The organism is Catenulispora sp. GP43 (assembly GCF_041260665.1).
GTDB lineage: Bacteria > Actinomycetota > Actinomycetes > Streptomycetales > Catenulisporaceae > Catenulispora.
Window position 1 is genome coordinate 128730 of the sequence record NZ_JBGCCT010000028.1, and the last position, 23658, is coordinate 152387.

Below are 23658 nucleotides of genomic sequence, written 5' to 3' on the forward strand. Positions count from 1 at the left end.
ACCCTGGCGAACCCCGAAAACCACGGTTTCGCCACCGCCCGCCGGCCCCTCCCTTCCCTCGGCGCTGCCTGAAACAGACTTCGCACACCCCGCCCCGGGAGGGCTGAACCATGACCGAAACCACCACCCCGCAGCCCGCTGCGGACGCCCCGCCGCGGCGCCGCCTGCCGGTGTCCCCGTCCTCGATCGCGCTGGCGCTGGCATCGCCGGCCGTCACGCTCAGCATGCTGGCGCTGGCGCGGCACTGGTCGGACCACGGCGCCCGGCATTCCATCGGCGACATGGTCCCGCTCGGACTCGGCGCCATCATCGGACTCGCGGTCACCGCGTGGGCATCGGCCACCGAGGACGCGGTGTTGGTCGGCACCTGCGGCGCCCTGACTGCCGCTGCGCTCGGCGTCGGGATGATGGCCTACCCCGCCGGGCTCGGCGAACCGCTGATCGTGACCACGGCGGCGACCGTGCTCGGGTGGGTACTGACCCGCCGTGTCCGTCGCGCCGCCGGCATCCGGGGCGAGGGCTACGCCGAGCGCGCCAAAGACCGCGCGCACGAAGCGACCATCGTCGGCATGCAGTGCCAGACCGTCATTGAGGTCACGGCGCTGCGGGAGCAGGGCGCCACCGACCGGGAAAAGCTGGCGCAACTCGGCGCGGCCAAGCGGCTGGAACTGGCGCTGGACGGCGCCGAGTACGAGGCGCTGAAGCTGGAGCGGGACGTGCGTCGCCGCATCGCGCTGACCGTCAGCGACACCGCCCGCGAAGCCCTGGACACCACGCCCCGCCTGGCCATCGATCAGGCATCCGGCGTCCCCGACGCGGTGTTCGGGCCGGTCGGCGCCGACGTGCGCAGGAGCGCGTAATGACGTCGCCCGACGATGCGCTGATGGTGGCCGCGCTGAAGTACGCCGCGCGTGGCTGGCCGGTGCTGTGGCTGTCCCGGGACAAGCGTCCGTTGGCGAACTGCCGGGAGTGCAAGAACCCGACGCCAGAGCACATTCAGGCATGCGGCTGCCTGGTGTGCCACGGACCCTACGCCGCATCCACGGACCCGGAACGGATCGCCGCCATGCGCGCCTGCTCCCCGCGCGGTCTGCTGGCGCTGGCCACCGGCGCCGCCTCAGGGCTGGTGGTGGTGGACATCGACCCCGCCCACGGCGGCCGGCTCATCCCGGACCTGATGCCCCAGACCGCGCACGTGATCACCGGCTCGGACGGGCTGCACCTGTACTACCGGCACCCCGGCGTGCCGATCCCGTCCACACAGGGCCGGGTGGCACCGGGCGTGGACGTGCGCGGCGATCCCGGCTATGCGGTGCTGCCGCCCTGTATCCACCCCCGGACCAAACGGCCCTACCGGTGGGGAACTGGTCACCCCGTTGAGATGCCCCCGGCGTTGGTCGCCGCCAGTCTGCCCGCGCCGGCCGCCGTGCCGACGTTCAAGCCCACCGGCCCGATCCGCTCGGCGAGCGGCATCACCTCGCCCACGGCGCTGCTGGATGCGCTGCTGGGCAAGGTCGCCGCCGCCCCGGAAGGTCGCCGCCGGGCGACGCTGTTCGGCGCGTCCGTCGGGGTCGGGCGGATGGTCGCCGCCGGCGCCTTGTCCGCCCACGACGGATACGAAGCCCTGTACGCCGCCGGGCTCGCCGCCGGCCAGACCCACCGCGAAGCACACGCCGCCATCGTCGGCGGCTTCCGCACCGAAGGCGTCACACCATGACCGACGACAAGCCGTACATCCTGGTCGGCACCAACCCCGAGACCATCCGCACCCTGGTCTGCGAGATCAACGGCAACACCCTGCCGGAGACCTACGTCACCGACGGCGCGCTGGTCCACGTCGAGCGGGTTTCCGGCTCGGCGCGGGCGGCATCCACGGATGCGGACAGCGCCCTGCCGGTCGCCGCCGCCACGCTCACCGCGCCGCGACTGGCCGGGCTGCTTGCGGAACACACCTACACCTACCGAAACCAGCTGGTGAAGAAGGTGTGGACCGAGGAGGAGTACACCCCACCGCCCGGCGTGCTGGCCGCGGTGCTCTCGCGCCGCGAGTGGCCCGGCGTCCGGCCGTTGCGCGGCATCGTCGGCGCGCCGGTGCTGCGGGAAGACGGAACGCTGTTGCAGGCGCCCGGCTACGACCGCAAGACCGGGCTGTACCTGGCGGCGAAGGTACCGATGGAGCTGGTGCCGGACAAGCCCACGGCGGAGCAGGTCGCCGAGTCGCGCGGGTTCATCCTGGACCGGTTCCTGCGTGACTTCCCGTGGGTTGCCGATGCCGACCGGGCGAACGCGCTGGCGCTGATGTTCACGCCGATCCTGCGCCGCTTCGCCCGCGGCCTGACCCCGTTCGGGCTGTTCACCGCCACCATGCCCGGCAGTGGAAAGACGATCCTGACCGCCGCGACCGGGCTGGTCTACGGACAGTCGGTGCTGCCGTGGACCGATTCGGAGGAGGAGCTGCGCAAAGTCATCACCTCGGTGTTCGCCAAGCAGGTCGGCGCCGTGGTGTTCGACAACATCGTGGAAGGGACCGCCATCCGCTCGGCGATCCTGGCGCAGTTGCTCACCGCGCCGACGTGGACCGACCGCCGGCTAGGTTCCAGCGCCACCCTGGAGTTCGCCAACGACCGGGCGTGGATGGCCACCGGCAACAACCTGTCGGTAGGCGGGGACATGCCGTCCCGGACCGTGCTGGTGCGGCTGGACCCCAAAACGCCGAAACCGGAGGAGCGCACCGGGTTTGCCATCCCGGACTTGTCGCTGTGGATTCTGGACCCCGCCAATCAGCGCACGCTGTTGTGGCACCTGCTGGTGCTGGTCATGGACTGGTGCGCCGCCGGCGCCCCGAAAGCCACCGGGCACGTCATGCGCCAGTTCACCCCATGGGCGCAAACCGTCGGCGGGCTGCTGGCCCACCACGGCGTCACCGGGTTCCTGGGCAACGCCGAGGACGTCCACGGCGAGGACGTTGACGACGCCGAGTGGACCGCATTCCTGACCAAGTGGGCCACCATGCCGGACCTGGACGAGTGGGTCACTACCGCTGCGCTGCGCGAATCGGCGAAGCGGGATTTGCCGGTGGACGGGCACCGGCCCCCGGACCCGTGGGACGGCGCGTTCATCCTCAACGAACAGGGCCGGCTGCCCGACATCCGCAACCTCGCCGCACGGCTCCGCGGTCAGGTCGGACGCTGGCACGGCGACTACGTCCTGCGCAAAGCTACCGACTCCCACGACAAGGGCGCCCGCTGGCACGTGGAGCGCAAAGCATGACCGCCGACACTCACCCCCGAAACTTCCCGGGCGACCGAGCCGAAACTGATACCGCAGATACCGCAGACCCCGCAGCGACTCTCTCACCAGCGACAACGCGTGCGGTATCAGCCGAATCCAGATACCGCAGACCCTCCGAGGACGCCGCCAGATACCGCAGGGCTGCGGTATCTGCGGTATCAAGACAGACCGCACCGCACCCCAAATACCGCAGTTTTGATCAGGCCATTTCAGCAGGTCAGAGCTCTGTCTGCGGTATCTGCGGTATCTGCGGTATCACTTCTCGACTCAGCGCCAGGGAACGTCAGCAGGCAACGTGCGGTCCGCCGGTCGCACGCCATGAGATGCCCCCGGCGGACAAGGCGCGGGGGCATCTCACGAGGGTATGGCGACCACGCGGCGGGTAGCACCTAACAGCCAGAAAGCGCTGTGGGGGTACGTGGGGCGGCGAGATCGTAAGACGGCTGGTTTTCGATCGAGGGTGGTGGCACGGAAGCGTGAATCACAACGGACAGGAACCGATACGGCTCAGCAAGGTGAGCCCCAACGCCTACAGTTTCGGCAGCCTTGAAGGCGATCGCCCTCTCATGATCGGGTGCCCCGTGTGCGGGCTATGGCGTCCGCTGAAGCGGCGCGGGCTCTTCCCGCACCGCCGCGGCAATGTCGAGGCCGATGGGCGGTGTCCCGGGAGTAACCAGCGGTACATCGTCGATGTGGACAAGACCGAGTGGAAGCGTCTTCTCGAACGCGAACGTGACCCCGAGGTCCGAAGCGTCCGCGCCATTCCGGCAGGCCTGCCCAGCCTTGGCAAGCGTTACTGAGGCCTACGGCGGGAGCGGTGGGGTCGAGGTCTGACCCTAGTCATCGGTGGTGGCGCTGTCATGAATTCTGTCATGAGGAACCAGTGCAACCGCAGGTCAGAGATGGAACGCGTGGCGCAACGCGAGGCATCGTTGCAGGTGAAGACCTCGCAGCGACGAAACCACGGGCTCGTAATGCGTAGGTCGTCGGTTCGATTCCGACAGGAGGCTCTTCCTAAAGGCCAGGTCAGATATCTTCTGACCTGGCCTTTTAGCTTTCGCCAACGGCTATCTGTGGACCTTTCTGGACCTTGTGCTGAAGCAAGGCCCGGACCCGATCGAGTTCGACTCCGACCCGAGGGGCCTCGATCTCATAAAGGCACTCTCACGGTTTCACAGCTGCGCCCGAGCGGATCTCGGCATTCCAGGTCCGGCATCCTTCGGACGATTGCCGCCGAGCATCGACCCAGCCACTGGCACGTTGCGGTCATCATCTACGTGATGCAGCGTCAGACAATGTCTGGCCTGGGCTTTTTCGGCGCAGCAAGCCGAATTCCCCCTAGGTTGGCACCCATGACCGAGCAAATGGTGCATGTGAACGGGGTCGAGCTCTGTGTCGAGACCTTCGGTGATCCGGCTGATTCCGCGCTGCTTCTGATTCCCGGGGCGGGTGGGTCGATGGAGACGTGGGAGGCGGGTTTCTGTCGGGCCTTGGCTGGGGTCGGGCGGTTCGTGATCCGGTACGACCTTCGGGACACCGGGCGGTCGGTTTCGTATCCGGTGGGGGCGCCGGACTATACGTTCCTCGACTTGGTGGGTGATGCGGTGGCTTTGGTTGAGCGTTTCGGGGGGCGTGCTGGGGTCGCGGGGTTGTCGATGGGGGGTGCGATCGCGCAGTTCATGGCGGTCGATCATGTCGAGAAGGTGGCTTCGTTGGCGCTGATCTCGACGAGTCCGGTGTTCCCCGCTGAGTTGCCGCCGCTGACGCCGCAGCTCCTTGATGCCTATGCGACTATGGCCGATCCGGACTGGGGGGATCGGGGGGCGGTGGTCGAGCACCTCGTGCGGGGGGCGCGGATCCACTGGGGGCCGCTGGGGTTCGATGAGGATGCGGTTCGGGAGGCGGCCGGGCGGATCCACGACCGCAGCCGCGACCTGCGCACTGCGGGGAACCACAACGCCATGAAGGAGGCGGAGCGGCCGGTGCGGGACATGCGGGCGCTGCTCGGGGCGGTCACCGTGCCGACGGTCGTCATCCACGGGGCCGACGACCCAATGCTCCCGCCGGAGCACGGTGCCGCGGTCGCCGAGGTGATTCCGGGGGCCGAGCTGCTGGTGCTGGACGGGGTGGGACATCAGCCGCCGCCGCGGCCGACGTGGCCCGTAGTGGTGCCGGCCATCGCCTTCGCGGCGACCGCTTAGCGTTTCCGCGCTACTCCCCCTCGCCCTCCCCCACCCGCAGCACCAGCGGTGCCGTCTCCGCCTGCAGCATCGGGTCGCCGAGGGGCTGCAGCTCGCCGGCGTCGCGGAGGTAGCGCTGGGCCAGGATGAGGGTGCGGGGGAGGTCGAGTTGGTGGGTCTCGACGAAGACGGCTTCCGTCCGCTCGCCTTCGTACGTGGTGTAGCCGTCGTAGGAGAGCGTGATCGCCGTGGTGCCCGCCTCCGCCGTCTCCAGGTGCGCGCGGGCCGCTTCCAGCGTTTCGGGGACGTCGGCGCCCGGCGGCACCGCGAAGCGGGTGAGGGTGGCGGTGCCGTCCTCGTGCCGTGCGAAGGAGAAGGGGGTGAAGGGCTGGTCGGAGAGTTGGGCGTTCTCCAAGGCGTAGTCCAGGGCTGTAAACATGAGCTCTTTGGTGCTGTCCGCGGTGTCGTCCCAGATGGTCACACGGTCAGCCTCGCAGACCGGTCGGGCCGGCGGGGGACTAATAGCCTGGCGGTATGAGTGGTGACTATCGCGTGAAACGGGCATATGACGCGGCGGCCGAGGCGGATGGGAAGCGGGTTCTCGTCGACCGGTTGTGGCCACGGGGAGTGAGTCGAGACGAAGCGGAGCTCGACTTGTGGGCCAAGGATGCGACGCCCTCCAACGATCTGCGCAAGTGGCTGCACGCGCATCGCGATGAGTACGCCGATTTCGAGGCGCGCTATAGCGCCGAGTTGGACGGTGACGCACAGCAGGCCACGCTTAAGGAGATTCGCGACCTACACGCCGCGCACACCGTCACCCTCATCACCGCCGCCAAGGACGTCGACCACAGCCATGTGCCCGTCCTACTCAAGCGCCTGCGGGATGGCTCTTAGCGCCGGGACGGGTACCCCAGGCGCGAAGGGAGTAAGCGCTCTGCCGTACAAAGGGATGGGAGCGTAGGGAGGGAATCCTGATGAAGTTCCAGACCTTGATCGACATCGACGCCGCCCCGGCCACCGTGTGGCGCACCCTGACCGACGTGGAGTCCTGGCCCAAGTGGTCCGCCTCCATGACCACGGTCGAACGCCTCCAGCAGGGCGAACTGGCCGCGGGCAGCAGCGCGCGGGTCACGCAGCCGAAGCTGAAGGCCGCCGTCTACACCGTCACCGAATGCGAGCCCGGCAAGTCCTTCGTCTGGGAGATGAAGACCACCGGGGTGAAGGTCCGCGCCGTCCACTCCGTGGAGGACCGGGGCGAGGGCAGGGCACGCATGGTGCTCGGCGTCGAGCAGACCGGCGCGCTCAGCGGGCTCGTCTCGATGCTCTACGGCAAGCTGACCCGGCAGTACGTCGTCATGGAAGCCGAGGGCCTGAAGAAGGCCGCCGAGACGCTGGAGTCGGGAACCGATTCCGAGTAGCGCGAGCAGCGCGAGGGGCGCCCCGCCGGCGCGTCACTGCACGACGGCCGTGGTGTCGAGCTGCCAGCTGTTCGAGTCCGTGTCGTAGTCGTAGATCGGACGCCCCTGGGCACCGCTCGTCTGGAACGGCTTGCCGTGGTCGTCGATCTTGACGGTCCCGGTCCGGGAGCCGCTGCTCCAGTCGAGCTCCAGGTACCACGAGACGTTCACGCTATGCGCGTGCGCATATATGGTCAGCACCTCTGGGTCGGACTCGGAGACCTTAAAGGGAAAGTCGACAGCGGGGGTCACCGTGTCGCCTTGTTGCCCCGGCGTGGCATGGGCGAGCGGACGGTCGGCGTCCAGATTGACGTTGAACGCGGCCGGCATGATGCCGTCGCCGCATCCCTGCGCCATGGAGTACGCGGTCCACGGCAGCGGAGCAGCCTTACTGACAGTCCGGATGTGCAGCCCCTGCAGCACCACCGTGTCCGCGGACGTCCCCTGGACCGACAGCTCGATCTTCATCGTCCCGGCAGGCACGGCGCCCAGAGCGCTGGCCCAGCCGCGCGCGTCCTGCTCGACCGGCGGCGGGGGAACCTCGCCGGGCTTCCTGTTGAGCAGGTACCACTGCAAGCACTTGTCCTCCCACTGGTAGGGACGGATGGTCACCGCAATGGGCGGAGCGGAAGAAGTAGAGGGAGCAGAGGAAGGGGACGAAGTCGGGGAGGAGGATGAGGCAGAGGAAGTGGTGGAGCCAGGCAAAGAGGTACTGCTGCCGGATGTTGCCGCGGGGGAACCGCTAGTGGTGGAGGCACTCGGCGAAGTCGGCACGGAACCCGCCGCGGGACCCGCAGTCCGCTGAGGACTGGATCCCGACGATGCGAAAGCGACGCTCGCTACCGCAGCCCCGATCCCTAGGACGGCGACCACAGCCAGTGCGGGAAGAAGGCGACGACGGCGCGGCGGGACCGAAGGCGATTCGGGGTCGAAGTCGGGTTCGGAATCGGAATCGGGAGCGGGAGCGGGAGCGGGAGTGACGGTCTCAGCTACAGGCGGCTCTATAGCGACCGCCACCTCCGGAACCGCCTCAGCACTCGTTGAGGAACGCGCCTCAACCGCCGCCATCCACGACCGGTACAGCGTCGCCATCTCCGTGGCGGAAGCTCCGGTCAACCGCGCGAACTTCTCTATAACGCCGTACTCCGGGGGCACCGTCTCCCCCTGCACATACCGATGCAGCGTCGAGGTCCCCACGTGCAACCGCTTCGCCAAGACCCCGTAACTGAGCCCCGACCGCTCTTTCAAGTCCCCCAGCAGAGCGGCGAAATCCTCCGACCCCGGCACCACGCGGCTCCCTCCCGTCCCGGATCGGCGTCCCATCCCGGCCCCTAATCCGCAGCTCATGCTACGGGAAACCGTCCCGCGCACGCTCCGGAAGCCTCCCACCCCGGGCGGGCCCCGCCCCGGAACGGACAGGCTCCGAAGCATGACGAAGCGCATCACTCACATCGCCAAGCCCCTCCTGCCCGCCACCCTCACCCTCTCCGCTCTGATGAGCATGGCGGCCTGTGGCAGCACCCCCGCCAAGCCCGCCGCGGCGGCCGCGGGGACAAGCGCCGCCACCGCCGTGAGCGCCCCCGGCACGAGCCAGCCGGGCGGCGCGCCGGGCACCTCCCAGCCGGCCGCGGCGACCGCGGGCCAGACGTCCGCTCCCGACCCGGCGCAGGCGCCGACCTCCACCCAGGCGCAGGCGCCCGCCCCGCCGAAGACGACCACCACCGCCGCCAAGCCCGCCTCGAAGCCCTCGAGCACGAGCGCCGACTCCGGCTCGAGCCTGCCGGGCGACTGCTCCGTCGGGCACCTCAAGGGCACCGTGACCAGCCTCACCCGCCCCATCAACCACGTCCTGCTCACCGTGACCAACACCGGCAGCACCACGTGCAACCTGTACTACTACCCGGGCCTGCGCCTGGACGCCGACCAGCAGTCCGTCACCCAGGCCGTGGAGGACAGCAAGCCGCAGGCCGTGGTGACCATCGCCCCCGGCGAGTCGGCCTACGCCGCCATCGGCACCTCCGCGGCCGACGGCTCCGGCAGCACCCCGGTCCTCGAGAAGCAGGTCGAGGTGTTCCTGGAGACGCGGGACCAGTCCGGCTCCCTGCCCGGCTCCATGACGCTCCCCCTGCCCGGCGGCACCTATGTCGACGTCGACAAGGCCTTCGTCACCTACTGGCAGTCGGATCTGCAGAGCGCCATCGCCTGGTGACGCTCCTGCGGGCCGGCGGCGGGCAGGTGGAGGCGCCGGTCGGACATCCGTGGTCCGGCGGTACGGAGAATCACCCGCGCCGCCGAACCACGGCGCCTGACCGGCCCGTTCGAAAACACAGAGCACTACCGTGGTTGCATGGAGTCAACACCGGCCAGGATCCGCGAGGTCCTCGCCATCCCCGACTTCCGCCGGCTGTGGACGGCGCTGTCGCTGTCCAGCCTCGGCGACTGGCTCGGGTTGCTCGCGCAGTCCTCACTGGCGGTGACCCTGGCCGGAGGCGGGTACGCCGGGCGCTCCTATGCCGTCGCCGGCGTCTTCGTGGTCCGGCTGATCCCGGCTGTGCTGTTCGGCCCGATCGCCGGGGTGGTCGCCGACCGGCTGGACCGGCGCTGGACGATGGTGGCCGGCGACAGCACGCGCTGCCTGTTCTTCGTGTCGATCCCTGTGGTCGGCACACTGTGGTGGCTGTTCACGGCGACCTTCATGATCGAGATCGCGGCGATGTTCTGGATCCCGGCCAAGGAGGCCACGGTCCCGAACCTGGTGCCGCCGCGGCTGCTGGAGCCGGCGAACCAGGTGTCGCTGCTGACCGCATACGGGACCGCCCCTATCGCGGCGGGGGTGTTCACCGTACTGTCGCTGATCACTAAGGGACTGGCGAATCAGTGGGCGTTCTTCACCGCCAAGCCGGTCAGTCTGGCGCTCTACTTCGACGCGCTCACCTTCCTGTTCTCCGCCCTTACGATCGCGCGCCTTAAGAGCATCCCCGCGCGGTCCGCTACAGAACGCGCGGCGGAGCGCCGCCACACCACCGACACCCGTTCCCCGCTCCGCACGCTGATCGACGGCTGGCGCTATCTCGGGGACGACAAGAAGATCCGCGGTGTGATCATCGGCACAACCGGGGCCTTCGCGGCCGGCGGCGCCGTGGTCGGGCTGGCCCGAACCTACGTCGGCGACCTGCACGCAGGTCAGGCCGCCTACGGCGTCCTGTTCGGCACGGTCTTCCTCGGCCTGGCCGCCGGGATGTTCATCGGATCGCGGGTGCTGGCCGCGGTGGCCCGGGAGCGGCTGTTCGGGACGGTGATCTTCGCCGCCGGGATCGTGCTGTGCGTGCTGGCGCTGGTGCCGATCCTGCTGTTCAGCGTGTTGTGCGCACTGGTCGTCGGCTTCCTCGGGGGGACCGCGTGGATCATCGGGCAGACGATGCTGGGCCGCGAGGTGGCCGACGAGCTGCGCGGCCGGACGTTCGCCTTCGTGCAGTCGCTGATCAGGGTGACGCTGGTGTTGATCCTGGCCGTGTCCCCGGCGGTCGCCGGGATTGTCGGCACGCACACGCTAAGTGTTCCCGGCCTGTCGATCACCTATGGTGGCGCGGCCATCACCCTTTTCGGCGCGGGACTCCTGGCGGCGGGCGTCGGGTGGGTGGCGTACAGGATGATGGACACCGTGCCAGGGAAATCGTTGCGGACCGAACTGAAGGCGGCGCTTAAGCGCTCCGCCGCTCCGACGCGCGCCGGGGGCGCGGCGGAGCAGGGGATCACCTCCGGACCAGCGGCGACCGGAGCCGGCGGGGACACGCTGCCCGACCGGACTGAGATCGAACGCACCGCACACACCTATACCGGCACCTTCCTGTCGTTCGAAGGTGGCGACGGCAGTGGCAAGTCCACACAGCTGGACCTGCTGGCCGACTGGCTGCGCGCGCAGGGCCACGAGGTGGTGGTCACCCGCGAGCCCGGGGGCACGCCGCTGGGCACCAAGCTGCGCAACATCGTCCTGGACGCGCGTAACGCCGACGTCATCTCCCCGCGCGCCGAGGCGCTGATCTACGCCGCGGACCGGGCCGATCACGTCGAGCGGGTGATCCGGCCGGCGCTGGAGCGCGGCGCGGTGGTCATCACCGACCGCTACGTCGACTCCTCGCTGGCCTACCAGGGCGCCGGCCGTGCGCTGTCGGCCCGCGAGGTCGAGTTGCTCTCGCAGTGGGCCACGCAGGGGCTGATGCCGGACGTCACGATCCTGATGGACCTGGACCCGATCGAGGCCGCGCGGCGCCGCAAGACCCCGGCGGACCGCCTGGAGCTGGAGTCCGTGGACTTCCACCGGCGGGTCCGCAACCGCTACCTGGAGCTGGCCACGGCCGAACCGGAGCGGTTCGTCGTGATCAACGCCCTGGAGCCGATCGAGCAGATTTCCGGGCGCATCCGGGCCCGGTTGGAGGGCCGAATCCACCTGTCGCGCCAGCAGCGGACCGAGGAAGCGGAACGCCGCGAGGCCGAGCGGCGCAAGGCCGCCGCGGAGCGCGCCGTGCAGATGGCGGAGCTCTCCGACGCCGAACGCCGCCGCGCCGAGGCCGAGGCCGAGCAGCGCGACCAGGAACAGCGGGCGCACGAAGCGCGGGAGGTCGCGCGCCAGGAGCATCGACGGCGCCTGGAGGAGGACGCCGCCAGGGCCGAGCGCGCGGCGCGGGAGCGGGCGCAGGGGGCCGGGGATCTGTCTTCGCGGCTCGCCCCGACCGACCGGCCGGCGGCACGGCCGGGGCAGGCGTCTGATTCGGCCGCGACGCCGCGCCCCGCTTCGCCGGGTTCCGCGGCTTCCCCGGCACCGGCACCGGCTTCGACTCCCCCTTCGGACTCCCCTCCCTCTTCGTCTTCTTCTTCCTCTTCGCACGCCGAGGACATCACAGCGCCTTCCGTACGCAGCGAATGGGAAGTGCCGGACTACGTCGCCCAGCCGGAGTTCGACGAGGAACCGGAACAGGACGCCCTGTCGATGGCGGACGAACTGTTCGGAGCCCGGCACCAGTCGCGGCACAGCGGGGACGACGCATGAGCGGCGAGGGCGCGGGGTTCCAGCCCTACGGCGTCTGGACCGACCTGGTCGGCCAGGACCACGTCAGCGCCGAGCTGGCGCAGGCCGCGCTCGACCACGGCATGACGCACGCCTGGCTGCTGACCGGCCCGCCCGGTTCCGGCCGCTCCACGGCGGCGCGCGCGTTCGCGGCGGCTTTGCAGTGCACGACGGAGAGCGAGCCCGGCTGCGGCCACTGCCTGGGCTGCCGCACTGTCCTGGACGGCACCCATCCCGACGTGCTGCAGCTGGCCACCGACCAGCTCTCGATCGGCGTGGCCGACACCCGCGGCCTGGTACGGCGCGCGTCGATGACCCCGGCCTCGGGCCGCTGGCAGGTGCTGATGATCGAGGACGCGGACCGGCTCACGGAGGCGGCCGGCAACGTGCTGCTGAAGGCCGTCGAGGAGCCCTCGCCCCGCACCGTGTGGATCCTGTGCGCCCCGGGCCGCGACGACATGCTGCCCACGATCCGTTCCCGCTGCCGGCACCTGCTGCTGCGCACACCGCCGTCGACGGCGGTCGCGGAGATCCTGGTACGCCGCGACGGAGTGGACCCGATCCGCGCCCGCGAGGCGGCCCGCGCGGCCCAGGGACACATCGGGCGCGCCAAGCGGCTGGCGACGGACGACGAGGCGCGGGCCAAGCGAACCGAGGTGCTGGCTCTGGCCTCCTCCCTGACCGACATGGGCTCGGCCCTGTCGGCGGCGCAGAAGCTGGTCGACGCGACCATCTCCGAGGCCAAGCGCGAGGCCGAGGAGCGCAACACTGTGGAGACCGCGGAGCTGCGACTGGCTCTGGGCTTCCAGGAGGGGTCGCGCAAAGCGGTTCCGGGCGCGGCCGGTGCGCTGAAGGATCTGGAGTCGCGGCAGAAGAAGCGCGCGACCCGGATGCAGCGCGACGCCCTGGACCTGGCGTTGGTGGACCTCGCGGCGTTCTACCGGGACGTGCTGGCGGTACAGCTCGGCGCGCTCGGCGGGGCGGGCGGCGACGTCACCGAGCCGATCCACGACGACCAGTACGCGGCCGTCCGCAAGGTCGCCGCGTCGGGGACGCCTGAGGCGACGCTGCGGCGGATCGAGGCGGTGCTGGCGTGCCGGAAGGCGGTGGAGCGGAACGTGGCACCGCTGCTCGCTGTGGAGGCTATGGCGGTGAGTCTCCGGTAGGGACGACAGTGTGTCCCTGGTAGAGGTTCGCTAAACGGGGCTATGGGCTATGGGCTATACGGCTACGCGCCACGGCCGCACGGCCGCCACAGGAGTCGCCTCGCGGCTGGCCCGTTCCCGGTGTTCCTTAGGGCTGATACCGCGCACTCTCTTGAAGGCTGCGCTCAACGCGAACGCACTGCCATACCCGACTTGTTCGGCCACTGACGCGATCGTCGCCGCGGGGTCACGCAGCAGGTCCGCGGACAGCGCGAGCCGCCAGTTCGCCAAGTAGGCCATCGGTGGCTCGCCCACCTCGGCCGTGAAGCGCCGGGCGAGGGCGGCGCGCGAGACGTGCGCGGCGTCGGCGAGGGCTGCGACGGTCCACGGGTGGGCGGGGTCGTCGTGGATCAGGCGCAGCGCCGTCCCGACCACCGGATCGTCCTGCGCGCGGTACCAGGCGGGGGTCTCCACGTCGGGACGTGCGAGCCAGGTCCGCAGCGCGACCACCGTCAGCAGGTCCAGCAGGCGGTCCAGGACGGCGTCCTGGCCGGGGGTGTCGCGGGCCACCTCGTCGGCCAGCAGCGGGATCAGCGGCGTGTCGCACTCGCCGTCGCGCAGCACCGCCAGCGGCGGGAGCGCGGCCAGCAGCGGCGCGCAGATCTCGCTGAGGACCTGATACGTGCCGGTGACCAGGACGGTGGCGCCGTCGGGGGCGTTGCCCCAACTGCGCGTGCCCAAGGAGCGGAGGTCGCCGAGTTCCTCGCCGTCGGGGGTGGTGCAGCGCTGGCCGGGGTGGATGACGGCCTGCGGCTCGGTGGCAGGGTCGTCGGCGAAGACGTACGGGTCCGGGCCGCGCAGGATCGCCAGGTCGCCCCGGTCCAGGCGGGTCGGCGCGGCGGTGTCCGGGACCACCCAGGCGGCCCCCGCGATCACGGCGACCAGGGTCAGCGGCGCCTGGTCCCGGACCCGCAGCGACCACGGCGGGGTGAGCAGCGACCGCAGCAGGAAGGCACCGTCGGCACGCGGTCCGTTGAGCAAGCCGGCTATGACGTCCATGCTTCGACTGTAGACGATCGCGTATGGATACGTGGAGTCTGGACCATTCTGAATCTCACGCGCGACGGCTGTACTTGAGTCATGAACACGAACGAGAACACGGACAGGAACACGGACAAGGGCCTGGTCCTCGTCCTCGGCGCGTCCGGGAAGACCGGCCGCCGGGTGGCCGACCGCCTGGAGGCCGCCGGCGTGGCGGTGCGGCGCGGCTCCCGCTCGGCGAGCCCGGCCTTCGACTGGGAGGACGCGGCGACGTGGCCCGCGGTGCTGAAGGGCGTCACGAGCGTCTACGTGTCCTTCTTCCCAGACCTGGCCGTGCCGGGGGCGCCCGAAGCGGTGGCGGCGTTCAGCGCGCAGGCCCGGCGGGCCGGGGTGCGGCGGGTCGTGCTGCTGTCGGGGCGCGGCGAGAAGGAGGCACAGCGGGCCGAGGAGGCCGTCGCGGCGTCGGGGTTGGAGTGGACGGTGGTGCGCTCCAGCTGGTTCGCGCAGAACTTCTCCGAGGGCGCTTTCCTGGAGTCGGTGCTGTCGGGCGAGGTCGTGCTGCCGGTCGGGGATGTCCGGGAGCCGTTCATCGACGTCGAGGACATCGCCGATGTCGCAGTCGCCGCACTCACCGGGGACGGGCACCTCGGGCAGGTCTACGAGGTGACCGGACCGCGCCTGCTGACGTTCGCGGAGGCGGTAAACGCTATAGCGGAGTCCTCAGGACGCGAGATCACGTTTACCTCGGTTCCGCTTGACGCGTTCACCGCGTACCTCACGGAGGCAGGCGAGGACCCGGCGGCGATCGAGATATTCACGTACCTCTTCACGGAGGTTCTGGACGGCCGCAACGCTTACGTGGCCGACGGAGTGGGTCGCGCTATTGGGAGACCGCCGCGGGACTTCACGGAGTACACACGCACCGCCGCCGAGAACGGAGTCTGGAAGTGAAGACGCGCATGAGCGGCAGCGGCATCCTGGCCGCCGCGACAGTCGTGACCGGGCTCATCGCCGGGGTCTACTACGCCTTCGCCTGCTCGGTGATGCTGGGGCTCGGTGCCTCCGGCGACCGGACGTTCATCGAGGCGATGCAGAACATCAACAAGAAGATCGAGAACCCGGTGTTCTTCCTGACCTTCTTCGGCGCCCTGGTCCTCCTGGCCTGGGCCCTGCGCACCTTCCGCCACGACCGCAAGCTGCGCCTGTGGATCGCCGCCGGACTCGCGCTCTACACCGTCGGCCTGCTGACCACGATGGCGGTCAACATCCCGCTGAACAACCAACTGGCCGGCGCCGGCGCGGCAGCGACGATCAAGGACCCCGCCGCCGTCCGCGCCCGGTTCGAGGACACGTGGAACGCGTGGAACATCGCGAGGGCGCTGCTCAGCACGGGCGCTGCCGCGTGCCTGGCGCGGGCGCTGCTGATAGCCGGCCGCCGCGACGAGGCGCCGCGGGCCGAGGCTCAGGTCCAGTCACAGATGTGGAGCGCTGTTTGACCGGCTGGAGGAGGTGGGCTGTGGGGACGGTCCTGTGGGATTCGCTAAGGGAATCCCACAGGACCGTTTCGCTATGCGTCAGCCTGTGCCCACGGATTCGGCCCACGCCGCCAAGGCTTCGAAGTCCTCGGTCACCAAACCGATCGCCGGGTCGATGCGACGCAGTAGCGCGGGGCCTTCATGACGGTCGCGAACCCAGTCGTGGTCCGCATCGGTGATGTCGTCGTCGATCCAGGCGAACGGACGGCCTGCCGCCCATGTGACGATCTCAGGTGTCTTCCAGCAGAGACCGCCGGCCGGAAAGACTCGCTCCTCAGGCCAAGTGATGACTGGCAGTTCGGGAAGCCCGAGGACCGGGCCTATGTATTCGTTCGCCTCCTGTTGCCAGGTGGTGGCCCAAACCAAGGTGAACGGCAGGGCTGCCAGTGCCGGGCCGTGGTCCGGATTGAGCCAGACCCGCAGCGGTTTGACCCGCTGGTCGGGGGCTCCCAACAGATCCAGCAAAGCTCTCCGCTCCTCGGCCCAGCTCGGCGGCAGTAGCCGGTGCGTCGTATAGCCCTCGGGACGGCGAGTCCGTTTGGCCGCATACGGATTCAACGGTCCATCCACATCGATCAACAGCATTGGCCGCATGCATCCGAACGCTATAGCGCTCCACGTACCGACGTCGCGCCGAAATTACGCGGCCGCGACGCAGAAGGGATGCCCCTCAGGGTCCGTGAGGACCGTCCAGCTGTCGCCGCCGGGCTGGAAGTCGGGCAGCTTCGCGCCGGCGGCCAGCAGGTCCTGGACGGCTTGGGCCTTGTCGGCGGTCTTGAAGTCCAGGTGGGCGTGCTTGGCGGGGTCGGGCCAGGAGGGGGCCTGGTAGTCGGGGATGTGCTGGAAGGCCAGGGTGACGGGGCCTTCGCCGACGTAGACGAAGGTGTCGTCGGTGTCGGTGATCGGCCAGCCGGTCGCGGTGCTGTAGAAGGCGGCGAGGGCTGCCGGGTCGGCGCTGTCGAACATGATCGTGGTGAGGGTCAGCGGTGCGTTCATGGTGATGAGGATGCGCTGTGGGGGTGGGCGTCGTATTGAAGATTCTTGCGGGGGCGGGGGTGTCGGTACCGGCGCGTAGCGTCGGCCGTGTGCAGACCGCCATGACGCTCGCAGCCCGGCCCGAGTTCTCGGTGCACAGGGTCGACTGCATGGGCGGGGGCGCCGGTTGGTCGGATGCCGAGGAGCACCGGGCGGCCCGGCTGGTGCTGATCCGCAAAGGGCGGTTCCGGCGCTGGACCAACGGAGTCGCGACCGATCTGGACCGCACCACCGCCTACATGACGGCGCCGGGTGAAGAGGAACGCTTCGCGCATCCGGCAGGCGGGGATGTCTGCACATCCGTGGGATTCTCTACAGATCTCTGGGGACGGCTTCCTATAGGAAGCCCCGTATATGTAGACGCCCGTATTGAGTTCACACATAGGCGGCTACTGGCTGCCGCCGCTACAGGAGATGCGGACTACGCGACTGCGGAAGAACTCCTAAAGCTCGTCGCGCTGGCTGCCGGTTACACATCGAAATCCGTGATCGGGGACGGCGTATTGGCGGCGGCCGCTCGTGAGGCCATCCTGGCCGATGTCCCACAGGCCGCGACGCTGTGCGGTCTGGCGGGTCTATTGGGGGTCTCGCCGTACAGGCTCAGCCGCGTCTTCTCCCGGGAGACCGGGGTTTCCTTGACGCGCTATCGCAATCGGGTCCGCGTCGGCCGCGCCATGGACCGCCTCGCCGACGGCGAGACGGCGCTCGCCGACCTCGCATACGACCTCGGGTTCGCCGACCAGGCACACCTGACACGGACGGTGCGCGAGCATGTCGGGCACACGCCGGTGGCCGTGCGGCGACTGCTGGCGAGCTGACAGGGCTCGCAGGCTGGCGGGCTGACAGGGCTGAGGCACTAAAGGCGAGAGGCGCTAAGGGCGCCCACGCAAAAGCCCCGCAGGATCGATCAATCCGGCGGGGCCGTATGCGCGCTCTTCACTTTGATCCCCCGATCAGCAGGAGGGCTTGCCTGCCTACACCCGCGCCGACTGCATCGGCGTCCGCACGCCGTGCCGGTTCAGCGGGACCGTCGCGACCTGGCCCTGGCGCAGCGGCTGCGCGCCGGGGGCGGTGGCGGGGGCCGGGACCGGGGTGCCCGGGGCCGCCGGCGACGAGGACGCGGCCGGGGCCGGGACCGGGAGCGAGCCGGCCGGGGCGCCCGGGCCCGCGGCGACCGTGGCGTGGACCGCCTCGGCCAGGAGCAGGCGGAGCTTCATCGTCTCGGCGAGCTTGGCCGGGTTGTCCTCCTGGCCGCCGTAGGGGACGTCGATGGTCTCGATGACGCACCGCGCCACCTCGTTGCCCGCCGCCTCGGCCAGGGTGCGGGTGAAGGTCGCCGCCGCGTCGTGGAACGGGCCCGGGTCCTCGACCGCCACGCGCATGCGCTCCAGGGACACCGCCAGCAGTTCGCGCTGGGGCGGGTGGATGCGGCGGGCGGCCAGCTCGGCCATCAGCGTGAGCAGGGCCGTGCGGACCTCGCCGAGCTCGGCGACCAGCTCCGGGGAGGATTCGTACTCCAGCTGCACGCTCAGGACCAGCGGGTCGAGCAGGTTCCACTCGGCCTTGGGGCGGACCGTGGTGCCGCGACCGTGGCGGATGCGCAGGACGCGCTTCTCCTCCAGGGCCTTGAGCGCCTCGCGCAGGATGGTGCGGCTGACCGCGAACTCGGCCGCGAGCGCCGCCTCCGGGGGCAGATCCGTGCCCGGTGGGAACTCGCCTTCCAGTATGCGCAGCAGCAGCCGCTCGACGACGGCGTTGGCGAGGCGGGCGGGCCGGATGACCCGGTGGACGTTCCATCCCTCGACATACATGCTGCTGGTGCTCCTCGATCGTGCTGCTGCGTCACTGGCCGCCGCGCTGCTGCCCGGCGTCCAGGCATCCGGTGTGATGTACCGACTTGCGCGCCAATGTACGAGCCGAGGTCTACTCAAGGCAGCTATCTGAGGGCTATTCCATCCTAAATGATGAATCCGCGCCCGGCTTGTCGGCGCGGTGGCGCCGCTTGCGCTTGATCAGCAGGAACAATGTCAGAGCCGCGATCGCCGGGAACCAGCGGTTCTTCTCGTAACGGCCGCTCCAGACCGCCGCCAACGGGTCCTCGGAAAGCGGATCGGCGATCTTCTCCGGCGCGGATTCCGTGCTTTTATTTGCCGGCTCCGCCGCGGGTTCGACCACTTCGGGCGTCTCGACTGCCTCGACGACATCAAGGGCTTCAGCTGATGCCGCCGGCTCGGTTACTTCGGCTACTTCGGTTACTTCGGCCGTCTCGACAACGACGACCGTCTCCACCGCCTGGACCGCAGAACCCTCATGCTCCGCGTCCCGGTAGTCGGCGGCCAGCGCCTCGATCCACTCCGTGCCCAGCGCGGCGACAGCACCGTGCCAGTCCTCCCGCGTGAACTCCAGGGCCCGCCCGGTCAGCTCCAGCTCCGGCACCACGGAGATCAGGGTCCGTTCACCGGCGTCCCCGGCCGGCGCCAGCGTGACCCGCAGATACCCGGCGAGCGCGCCGCTGCCCCGCGCCTGCGCGGCGTCGACGGCGATGTCCAGCGTGCCCTTGTGTGCTTCGGCACCCGCTATGCAGGCGGTGCCCCGGTAGGTGATGGTGGCCCCGGCTCCGCCGGAGCCCACCCGGAGCTTCAAGCGGCCGGCGACGACGTCCCCGGCGACCCCCTCGGGCCCGTCGGCCGGCGGCACCGCGTGGACCGCGTCCACGACCAGCCCGGGCACGGCGCGCGCCATCTTCTCGGGATCGGTGAACGCCAGCCACATAGTCCGGTGCCGCACTGGCACCTCGACCTCGAACGCCATCGCGTACCCACCCCCTCGCCGGGAAGTCACCCGCGCGTCCGCCATCGTGCGGAGCGCGTGCCTGGTGGCACGTTACCAGCGCTTGGACATCCCGCGGCTGACCTTGGTGACCAGATTCCGGGGGACGAGCTTGGCCACGGCGGTGATCGCCTTGTACTGCACGCTCGGCACGCTCACCGGCAGACCCCGCCGCAGGTCGCGCAGCGCGCCCTCGACGATCTCGTCGGCCTCCAGCCACATCCACCCCGGGATGTCGCCGGTGTCCATGCCGCCGCGCTCGTGGAACTCGGTGTGGGTGAACCCCGGGCAGACCGCGACCACCCGCACGCCGGTCCCGTACACCTCGGCGGCGACGGACTCGCTGAAGTTCGTGACCCAGGCCTTGGCCGAGCTGTACGTGCCGCGCGGGACGAAGCCGGCGACCGAGGAGACGTTGATGATCGCGCCCTTGCCGCGCTCGATCATGCCCGGCAGCGCCGCGCGGGTCAGCCGCAGCACGGCGCGCACCAGCACGTCGAGCAGCGCCTCCTCGTCCTCGACGGGATGCGCGAGGAAGGCGCTGGCCAGACCGAAGCCGGCGTTGTTGACCAGGACGTCGACGCCGCGCAGCGGGTCGGCCAGGCGGTCCTCGACCACCGCGCGACCCTCCACCGTGGCCAGGTCCGCGGGGATGATCTCGACCTTGCCTGCCCCCAGCAGACTGAGCTCGGCGGCGGCGTTTTCCAGGCGCTCGACGTTCCGGGCCACGAGCACCAGGTCATAGCGGGCCGCCGCGAAACGGCGGGCGAACGCGGCACCGATGCCGGCCGTCGCCCCGGTAATCAAGGCCGTCGTCATGGCCTCAAGCCTGGCATGCCCCCTCCGGCGCCACCAGAGGGGGGTGCCAGGTACAGGACCGTCCTGGTGGCGACCACGTCACCGCCTCCCCCGGCGTGCGGGTAGGTGTGCCACGTGCGCCACAGCACGCCGTGCAGCCGGGACGGCAGCGGTTCCACGACGACCGCGGTGACGGCGTCGGGGTTCGCGGGGAACACCGCGACGGTGGCGTCGGGCAGGGTGCCGGCGTAGTCGCGCAGGGCGCTGGCCCACGCCGGGAAGTGCCCGGAGTCCACCGTGCGGACCTCACAGCGGACCTCGTAGTGGTAGCCGTCGTCGAGTTCGCGCTCTACGGCTATCGGCAGCGGGCCCGCGGCGTCGCGGCAGGCGACGGTCTCGCGGCAGACGAGGCGGGCGGGCTCGGCGTCGGGGTCCGCGGTGCGCACCAGGATCTGATGCGAGGCGCCGAGGATGCGGACCTCCACGTCGAGGCCGCCGACCGGATGCCGGCGGCTGTGCAGGGCGGGCTGGTCTGGGGCCTCCAGGGACCACGACAGCTCCGAGGCACGGACGTCCCTATAGGGGACCGATAAGGGAGCGATCACGCATGGTGAACGAGCCGGCCGGTGCCCGGGTCACGAAGAAAGCGTATGGTCCGACGATTCGATGAATGGATCCCGACGGGGCGTCCGGCGGTGCGGCCGGATCAGCGGCGGCCTCGGCCCCGGCCGTTGTCCCTGCCGCCGTCGCGACCGCCGTCACGTCCCGCGTCCCGGCCCGCGTCGCGCGCCTTGCCCTTGTGCTCCCGGCCGCCCTCATCGTGCCCGACCTGGCGTCCGCGCTCGGTCTCCCGGTGGATCACCGCCTTGCGGCGGCCGACCATCGGCAGGCCCACCATGCCGAGTCCGGCCCCGGCCAGGCAGGTGTAGAGCCACCAGCCGTGCCCGTCGGAGATCAGGGTTTTACGAAAAGGCAACAAAATGAGGAAAGCAGCAGCCCACAGGCCGATGCCGATCCAGATAACCTTTGCCTCGTTGATCTGCATCGGCTCCAGTTTGGGCCGGCCGGCGCGGCCTTTCGGGGCGGTGCGCCCGGAGGTGTCACGCTCCGGCGTGCCCTCCGGTTCGTCCGCTCTGCGCCTGCGGCCCTGGGTTGTCATGTGGACAGGATATCGGCGGTACAGATCACCGGAGGAGTGGGAGCTTGTCAGTTCAGACGGGAGGCGCAGGCGGTCCCGGCGGGGTGGGCGTCCTGGAACGCGTTTTCAAGGTGCAGGAGCGCGGTTCGTCCTACGTCCGCGAGGTCCGGGGCGGGCTGGCCACGTTCTTCACCATGGCCTACATCCTGGTGCTCAACCCGATCATCCTGGGCGGCGCGAAGGACAAGTACGGCCACGTCCTGAGCCACACCCAGCTGGTCACCTCCACCGCGGTGGTGGCCGGCGTGATGACGGTGATCATGGGCGTCGGCGGGAACCTGCCGCTGGCCATCGCCGCGGGCCTGGGGCTGAACGGCGTCGTGGCCTTCACCCTGGCCCCGACCATGTCCTGGCCGGACGCGATGGGCCTGGTGGTGCTGGAGGGGCTGGGCATCTGCCTGCTGGTGGTCACCGGGCTGCGGCAGAAGATCATGGACGCGATCCCGCTGGCCATGAAAAAGGCGATCGGCGTCGGCATCGGCCTGTTCATCGCCTTCATCGGCCTGGTCGACGCCGGCTTCGTCGGCAAGGGCTCCGGCACCCCGGTGACCCTGGGCGTCGGCGGCACGCTCAAGGGCTGGCCGATGTTCGTGTTCTGCTTCGGCCTGCTGTTGACCCTGAGCCTGCTGGTGCGGCGGGTCCCCGGCGGCCTGCTGATCTCGATCGTCAGCACCACGGTGCTGGCCATCGTGGTGAACGAGATCGCCACGGTCCCGGACGCAGCCTGGGGCACCATCGTCCCGAAGGTCCCGCACGGCGTGGTCGCGCACCCGGACTTCGGGCTGCTCGGCAAGTTCAGCCTCTTCGGCGGCTTCCACGACGCCGGCGTGATGACCGCGATCGTGTTCGTCTTCACGCTGATCCTGGCCGACTTCTTCGACGCGATGGGCACCATCATCGGCATCAGCGGCGAGGCCGGCCTGCTCGACGAGAACGGCCGGCTGCCCAACATCGGCCGGGTGCTGTTCATCGACGGCCTGGCCGCCTCGGCCGGCGGCGCGGGCTCGGCGTCGTCCAACACCTGCTTCGTGGAGTCCGCGGCCGGCGTCGGCGAGGGCGCGCGCACCGGGCTGGCGAACATCATCACCGGCGTGCTGCTGTTCCTGGCCGCGTTCCTGACCCCGGTGCTGACCATCGTGCCGTCGCAGGCCGCGGCGCCGGCGCTGGTCGCGGTCGGGTTCCTGATGATGACGCAGGCCAAGGACATCAACTGGGACGACTGGGAGATCGCGGTCCCGGCGTTCCTGACCATCGCGCTGATGCCGTTCACGTACAGCATCACCAACGGGATCGGGGCCGGATTCATCATGTTCTGCGTGCTGAAGGTGGTGCTCGGCAAGGCCCGGGATGTCAACTGGCTGATGTGGGTGGTGGCGGCGTTCTTCGTGGTGTACTTCGCGCTGGATCCGATCAAGCAGGCGCTGGGGATCGAGTAACGGCCGGGGTGGGGCAGGGGCTCGGTCGAGGCCCTGCCCGCCGGCTCAGTCCTCCTTGAACGTCTCCACGATGTCGGTGAAGTCGATCGTCGCCGCGAAAGGCCGCTCGATGACCAGTCGGTCCCGCTGAGTGCCGACGAGGCGATAGACCTTGTCCGGGCCGAGCTCATGGACGTACACCACGACGTGGCCCTCGTCATCTTCCACACGCCAGAAGCCGGGGACACCCGCAGCCGCATAGAGCTGCGGCTTGCGTTCACGATCGCGGATCTCCGACTCGTGGGACACGACCTCGACCGCCACCAGGACTTCCTCGAACGGCACGTCTGTCTGAAGCCGGCTCCGAACGGCGCTCTTCGTCGTGATCGTCAGATCGGGTTCTGGCCGCTGCCTGCGCCCCAGCGTCGTGGTCATTTCCCGGAACACGAAGAACTCGGGCGGCGCCTGACGCCGCAGCTCGGACGACATCCAGTCGATGACTGTCATGTGAAACAGGTTCTGGGCGCTCACGAATACCAGGCTTCCGTCGATCAGCTCGGTGTGCGGAGGCAGATCGGGGATCCGGTCGAGGTCATCGGCCGTGAAGCCGTCCTCGGGAGGGTCGGCAAGCCACTCAGGCAGCCGCGGTGCGGTCATAAGCACAGG

Annotated in this window: 25 protein-coding genes and 1 pseudogene; 14 read left to right on the forward strand and 12 right to left on the reverse strand. The window is 69.9% G+C overall.

Annotation, left to right across the window (positions count from 1 at the left end):
• Nucleotides 1-110 precede the first annotated feature (110 nt).
• The 5 genes from ABH926_RS40515 to ABH926_RS40535 all read left to right on the forward strand — a co-directional run bounded on the left by ABH926_RS40515 (nt 111) and on the right by ABH926_RS40535 (nt 5492).
• Nucleotides 111-860, forward strand: coding sequence for a hypothetical protein (locus tag ABH926_RS40515; RefSeq protein ID WP_370371525.1), 750 nt, complete (start codon nt 111-113; stop codon nt 858-860).
• Nucleotides 860-1717 (forward strand): bifunctional DNA primase/polymerase, encoded by an 858-nt coding sequence (locus ABH926_RS40520; RefSeq protein ID WP_370371526.1) that lies wholly within the window; start codon nt 860-862, stop codon nt 1715-1717. The genes ABH926_RS40515 and ABH926_RS40520 overlap by 1 nt, the downstream gene beginning before the upstream one ends.
• On the forward strand, nt 1714-3270 hold the full coding sequence (locus ABH926_RS40525) for a hypothetical protein (RefSeq protein WP_370371528.1): 1557 nt from the start codon (nt 1714-1716) through the stop codon (nt 3268-3270). Before ABH926_RS40520 ends, ABH926_RS40525 begins: the two co-directional genes overlap by 4 nt.
• A gap of 497 nt (nt 3271-3767) precedes the next feature.
• Nucleotides 3768-4091 (forward strand): hypothetical protein, encoded by a 324-nt coding sequence (locus ABH926_RS40530; protein WP_370371530.1) that lies wholly within the window; start codon nt 3768-3770, stop codon nt 4089-4091.
• 552 nt (nt 4092-4643) lie between these two features.
• Nucleotides 4644-5492, forward strand: a complete 849-nt coding sequence (locus ABH926_RS40535; protein WP_370371531.1) for an alpha/beta fold hydrolase — start codon at nt 4644-4646, stop codon at nt 5490-5492.
• A 10-nt stretch (nt 5493-5502) separates the two neighbouring features.
• Here the strand turns inward: ABH926_RS40535 and ABH926_RS40540 are convergent, their stop codons facing one another.
• The gene (locus tag ABH926_RS40540) at nt 5503-5952 is read right to left on the reverse strand and encodes a hypothetical protein (protein WP_370371533.1); all 450 of its coding nucleotides are present in this window, start codon (nt 5950-5952) and stop codon (nt 5503-5505) included.
• A 53-nt stretch (nt 5953-6005) separates the two neighbouring features.
• Here ABH926_RS40540 and ABH926_RS40545 point away from each other — a divergent pair, with 53 nt between their 5' ends.
• Together ABH926_RS40545 and ABH926_RS40550 are read left to right on the forward strand one after the other, a co-directional pair.
• Nucleotides 6006-6368: a DUF488 domain-containing protein gene (locus ABH926_RS40545; protein ID WP_370371534.1), complete on the forward strand. Its 363-nt coding sequence runs from the start codon at nt 6006-6008 to the stop codon at nt 6366-6368.
• 80 nt (nt 6369-6448) lie between these two features.
• The gene (locus ABH926_RS40550) at nt 6449-6892 is read left to right on the forward strand and encodes an SRPBCC family protein (RefSeq protein ID WP_370371536.1); all 444 of its coding nucleotides are present in this window, start codon (nt 6449-6451) and stop codon (nt 6890-6892) included.
• Between the two features lie 33 nt (nt 6893-6925).
• Here ABH926_RS40550 and ABH926_RS40555 read toward each other — a convergent pair whose 3' ends face one another.
• Both ABH926_RS40555 and ABH926_RS40560 read right to left on the reverse strand, forming a co-directional pair.
• A complete protein-coding gene (locus tag ABH926_RS40555) occupies nt 6926-7543 on the reverse strand; it encodes a hypothetical protein (RefSeq protein ID WP_370371588.1) in 618 nt (205 codons plus the stop codon).
• 480 nt (nt 7544-8023) lie between these two features.
• Nucleotides 8024-8374 (reverse strand): annotated as a pseudogene (locus ABH926_RS40560) (helix-turn-helix domain-containing protein); the annotation flags it as partial.
• Between ABH926_RS40560 and ABH926_RS40565 the strand changes: the two are divergent.
• The 3 genes from ABH926_RS40565 to ABH926_RS40575 all read left to right on the forward strand — a co-directional run bounded on the left by ABH926_RS40565 (nt 8361) and on the right by ABH926_RS40575 (nt 13162).
• On the forward strand, nt 8361-9140 hold the full coding sequence (locus tag ABH926_RS40565) for a DUF4232 domain-containing protein (protein WP_370371538.1): 780 nt from the start codon (nt 8361-8363) through the stop codon (nt 9138-9140). The pseudogene ABH926_RS40560 and the gene ABH926_RS40565 overlap by 14 nt on opposite strands.
• A gap of 138 nt (nt 9141-9278) precedes the next feature.
• Nucleotides 9279-11978, forward strand: a complete 2700-nt coding sequence (tmk, locus tag ABH926_RS40570) for a dTMP kinase (RefSeq protein WP_370371539.1) — start codon at nt 9279-9281, stop codon at nt 11976-11978.
• Complete coding sequence (locus ABH926_RS40575; RefSeq protein WP_370371541.1) at nt 11975-13162, forward strand: DNA polymerase III subunit delta'; 1188 nt, start codon at nt 11975-11977, stop codon at nt 13160-13162. Before tmk ends, ABH926_RS40575 begins: the two co-directional genes overlap by 4 nt.
• 54 nt (nt 13163-13216) lie before the next feature.
• Here the strand turns inward: ABH926_RS40575 and ABH926_RS40580 are convergent, their stop codons facing one another.
• Nucleotides 13217-14200, reverse strand: a complete 984-nt coding sequence (locus ABH926_RS40580) for an AraC family transcriptional regulator (RefSeq protein ID WP_370371543.1) — start codon at nt 14198-14200, stop codon at nt 13217-13219.
• Nucleotides 14201-14281: 81 nt separating this feature from the next.
• Between ABH926_RS40580 and ABH926_RS40585 the strand changes: the two genes are divergently transcribed.
• Both ABH926_RS40585 and ABH926_RS40590 read left to right on the forward strand, forming a co-directional pair.
• Nucleotides 14282-15133 (forward strand): NAD(P)H-binding protein, encoded by an 852-nt coding sequence (locus ABH926_RS40585; RefSeq protein WP_370371544.1) that lies wholly within the window; start codon nt 14282-14284, stop codon nt 15131-15133.
• Nucleotides 15130-15678 carry a DUF1772 domain-containing protein gene (locus ABH926_RS40590; protein ID WP_370371545.1) on the forward strand — a complete coding sequence of 183 codons (549 nt, stop codon included), beginning with the start codon at nt 15130-15132 and terminating at the stop codon, nt 15676-15678. Before ABH926_RS40585 ends, ABH926_RS40590 begins: the two co-directional genes overlap by 4 nt.
• A gap of 78 nt (nt 15679-15756) precedes the next feature.
• Here ABH926_RS40590 and ABH926_RS40595 read toward each other — a convergent pair whose 3' ends face one another.
• Together ABH926_RS40595 and ABH926_RS40600 are read right to left on the reverse strand one after the other, a co-directional pair.
• Nucleotides 15757-16311, reverse strand: coding sequence for a hypothetical protein (locus tag ABH926_RS40595; protein WP_370371547.1), 555 nt, complete (start codon nt 16309-16311; stop codon nt 15757-15759).
• Nucleotides 16312-16356: 45 nt separating this feature from the next.
• Entirely contained in the window at nt 16357-16713 is a 357-nt protein-coding gene (locus tag ABH926_RS40600) for a VOC family protein (RefSeq protein ID WP_370371549.1), read from the reverse strand.
• Nucleotides 16714-16814: 101 nt separating this feature from the next.
• On the opposite strand from ABH926_RS40600, the gene ABH926_RS40605 reads away from it, so the two are divergent.
• On the forward strand, nt 16815-17570 hold the full coding sequence (locus ABH926_RS40605; RefSeq protein WP_370371584.1) for a helix-turn-helix domain-containing protein: 756 nt from the start codon (nt 16815-16817) through the stop codon (nt 17568-17570).
• A gap of 156 nt (nt 17571-17726) precedes the next feature.
• On the opposite strand, the gene ABH926_RS40610 is transcribed toward ABH926_RS40605, so the two are convergent.
• From ABH926_RS40610 to ABH926_RS40630, 5 genes are all read right to left on the reverse strand, one after another.
• Nucleotides 17727-18563, reverse strand: coding sequence for a FadR/GntR family transcriptional regulator (locus ABH926_RS40610; RefSeq protein WP_370371551.1), 837 nt, complete (start codon nt 18561-18563; stop codon nt 17727-17729).
• A gap of 136 nt (nt 18564-18699) precedes the next feature.
• Complete coding sequence (locus ABH926_RS40615) at nt 18700-19563, reverse strand: hypothetical protein (protein ID WP_370371553.1); 864 nt, start codon at nt 19561-19563, stop codon at nt 18700-18702.
• A gap of 72 nt (nt 19564-19635) precedes the next feature.
• Nucleotides 19636-20400, reverse strand: a complete 765-nt coding sequence (locus ABH926_RS40620) for an SDR family NAD(P)-dependent oxidoreductase (RefSeq protein WP_370371555.1) — start codon at nt 20398-20400, stop codon at nt 19636-19638.
• Nucleotides 20397-20984, reverse strand: coding sequence for a DUF2617 family protein (locus ABH926_RS40625; RefSeq protein WP_370371556.1), 588 nt, complete (start codon nt 20982-20984; stop codon nt 20397-20399). The genes ABH926_RS40620 and ABH926_RS40625 overlap by 4 nt, the downstream gene beginning before the upstream one ends.
• A gap of 101 nt (nt 20985-21085) precedes the next feature.
• Nucleotides 21086-21538, reverse strand: a complete 453-nt coding sequence (locus ABH926_RS40630) for a DUF2530 domain-containing protein (RefSeq protein ID WP_370371558.1) — start codon at nt 21536-21538, stop codon at nt 21086-21088.
• 44 nt (nt 21539-21582) lie between these two features.
• Here ABH926_RS40630 and ABH926_RS40635 point away from each other — a divergent pair, with 44 nt between their 5' ends.
• On the forward strand, nt 21583-23013 hold the full coding sequence (locus ABH926_RS40635) for an NCS2 family permease (RefSeq protein WP_370371560.1): 1431 nt from the start codon (nt 21583-21585) through the stop codon (nt 23011-23013).
• Between the two features lie 45 nt (nt 23014-23058).
• Here ABH926_RS40635 and ABH926_RS40640 read toward each other — a convergent pair whose 3' ends face one another.
• On the reverse strand, nt 23059-23649 hold the full coding sequence (locus ABH926_RS40640; protein ID WP_370371562.1) for a Uma2 family endonuclease: 591 nt from the start codon (nt 23647-23649) through the stop codon (nt 23059-23061).
• Nucleotides 23650-23658 lie beyond the last annotated feature (9 nt).

Bases quoted from the DNA above. Each gene is read 5' to 3' on its own strand.
- ABH926_RS40595 (WP_370371547.1), bottom strand. From the start codon at position 16,311: ATGCGGCCAATGCTGTTGATCGATGTGGATGGACCGTTGAATCCGTAT.
- ABH926_RS40585 (WP_370371544.1), top strand. From the start codon at position 14,282: ATGAACACGAACGAGAACACGGACAGGAACACGGACAAGGGCCTGGTC.
- ABH926_RS40550 (WP_370371536.1), top strand. From the start codon at position 6,449: ATGAAGTTCCAGACCTTGATCGACATCGACGCCGCCCCGGCCACCGTG.
- ABH926_RS40520 (WP_370371526.1), top strand. From the start codon at position 860: ATGACGTCGCCCGACGATGCGCTGATGGTGGCCGCGCTGAAGTACGCC.
- ABH926_RS40610 (WP_370371551.1), bottom strand. From the start codon at position 18,563: ATGTATGTCGAGGGATGGAACGTCCACCGGGTCATCCGGCCCGCCCGC.
- ABH926_RS40615 (WP_370371553.1), bottom strand. From the start codon at position 19,563: ATGGCGTTCGAGGTCGAGGTGCCAGTGCGGCACCGGACTATGTGGCTG.
- ABH926_RS40535 (WP_370371531.1), top strand. From the start codon at position 4,644: ATGACCGAGCAAATGGTGCATGTGAACGGGGTCGAGCTCTGTGTCGAG.
- ABH926_RS40605 (WP_370371584.1), top strand. From the start codon at position 16,815: ATGACGCTCGCAGCCCGGCCCGAGTTCTCGGTGCACAGGGTCGACTGC.
- tmk (WP_370371539.1), top strand. From the start codon at position 9,279: ATGGAGTCAACACCGGCCAGGATCCGCGAGGTCCTCGCCATCCCCGAC.
- ABH926_RS40580 (WP_370371543.1), bottom strand. From the start codon at position 14,200: ATGGACGTCATAGCCGGCTTGCTCAACGGACCGCGTGCCGACGGTGCC.
- ABH926_RS40620 (WP_370371555.1), bottom strand. From the start codon at position 20,400: ATGACGACGGCCTTGATTACCGGGGCGACGGCCGGCATCGGTGCCGCG.
- ABH926_RS40565 (WP_370371538.1), top strand. From the start codon at position 8,361: ATGACGAAGCGCATCACTCACATCGCCAAGCCCCTCCTGCCCGCCACC.
- ABH926_RS40525 (WP_370371528.1), top strand. From the start codon at position 1,714: ATGACCGACGACAAGCCGTACATCCTGGTCGGCACCAACCCCGAGACC.
- ABH926_RS40600 (WP_370371549.1), bottom strand. From the start codon at position 16,713: ATGAACGCACCGCTGACCCTCACCACGATCATGTTCGACAGCGCCGAC.
- ABH926_RS40575 (WP_370371541.1), top strand. From the start codon at position 11,975: ATGAGCGGCGAGGGCGCGGGGTTCCAGCCCTACGGCGTCTGGACCGAC.
- ABH926_RS40545 (WP_370371534.1), top strand. From the start codon at position 6,006: ATGAGTGGTGACTATCGCGTGAAACGGGCATATGACGCGGCGGCCGAG.
- ABH926_RS40515 (WP_370371525.1), top strand. From the start codon at position 111: ATGACCGAAACCACCACCCCGCAGCCCGCTGCGGACGCCCCGCCGCGG.
- ABH926_RS40640 (WP_370371562.1), bottom strand. From the start codon at position 23,649: ATGACCGCACCGCGGCTGCCTGAGTGGCTTGCCGACCCTCCCGAGGAC.
- ABH926_RS40630 (WP_370371558.1), bottom strand. From the start codon at position 21,538: ATGACAACCCAGGGCCGCAGGCGCAGAGCGGACGAACCGGAGGGCACG.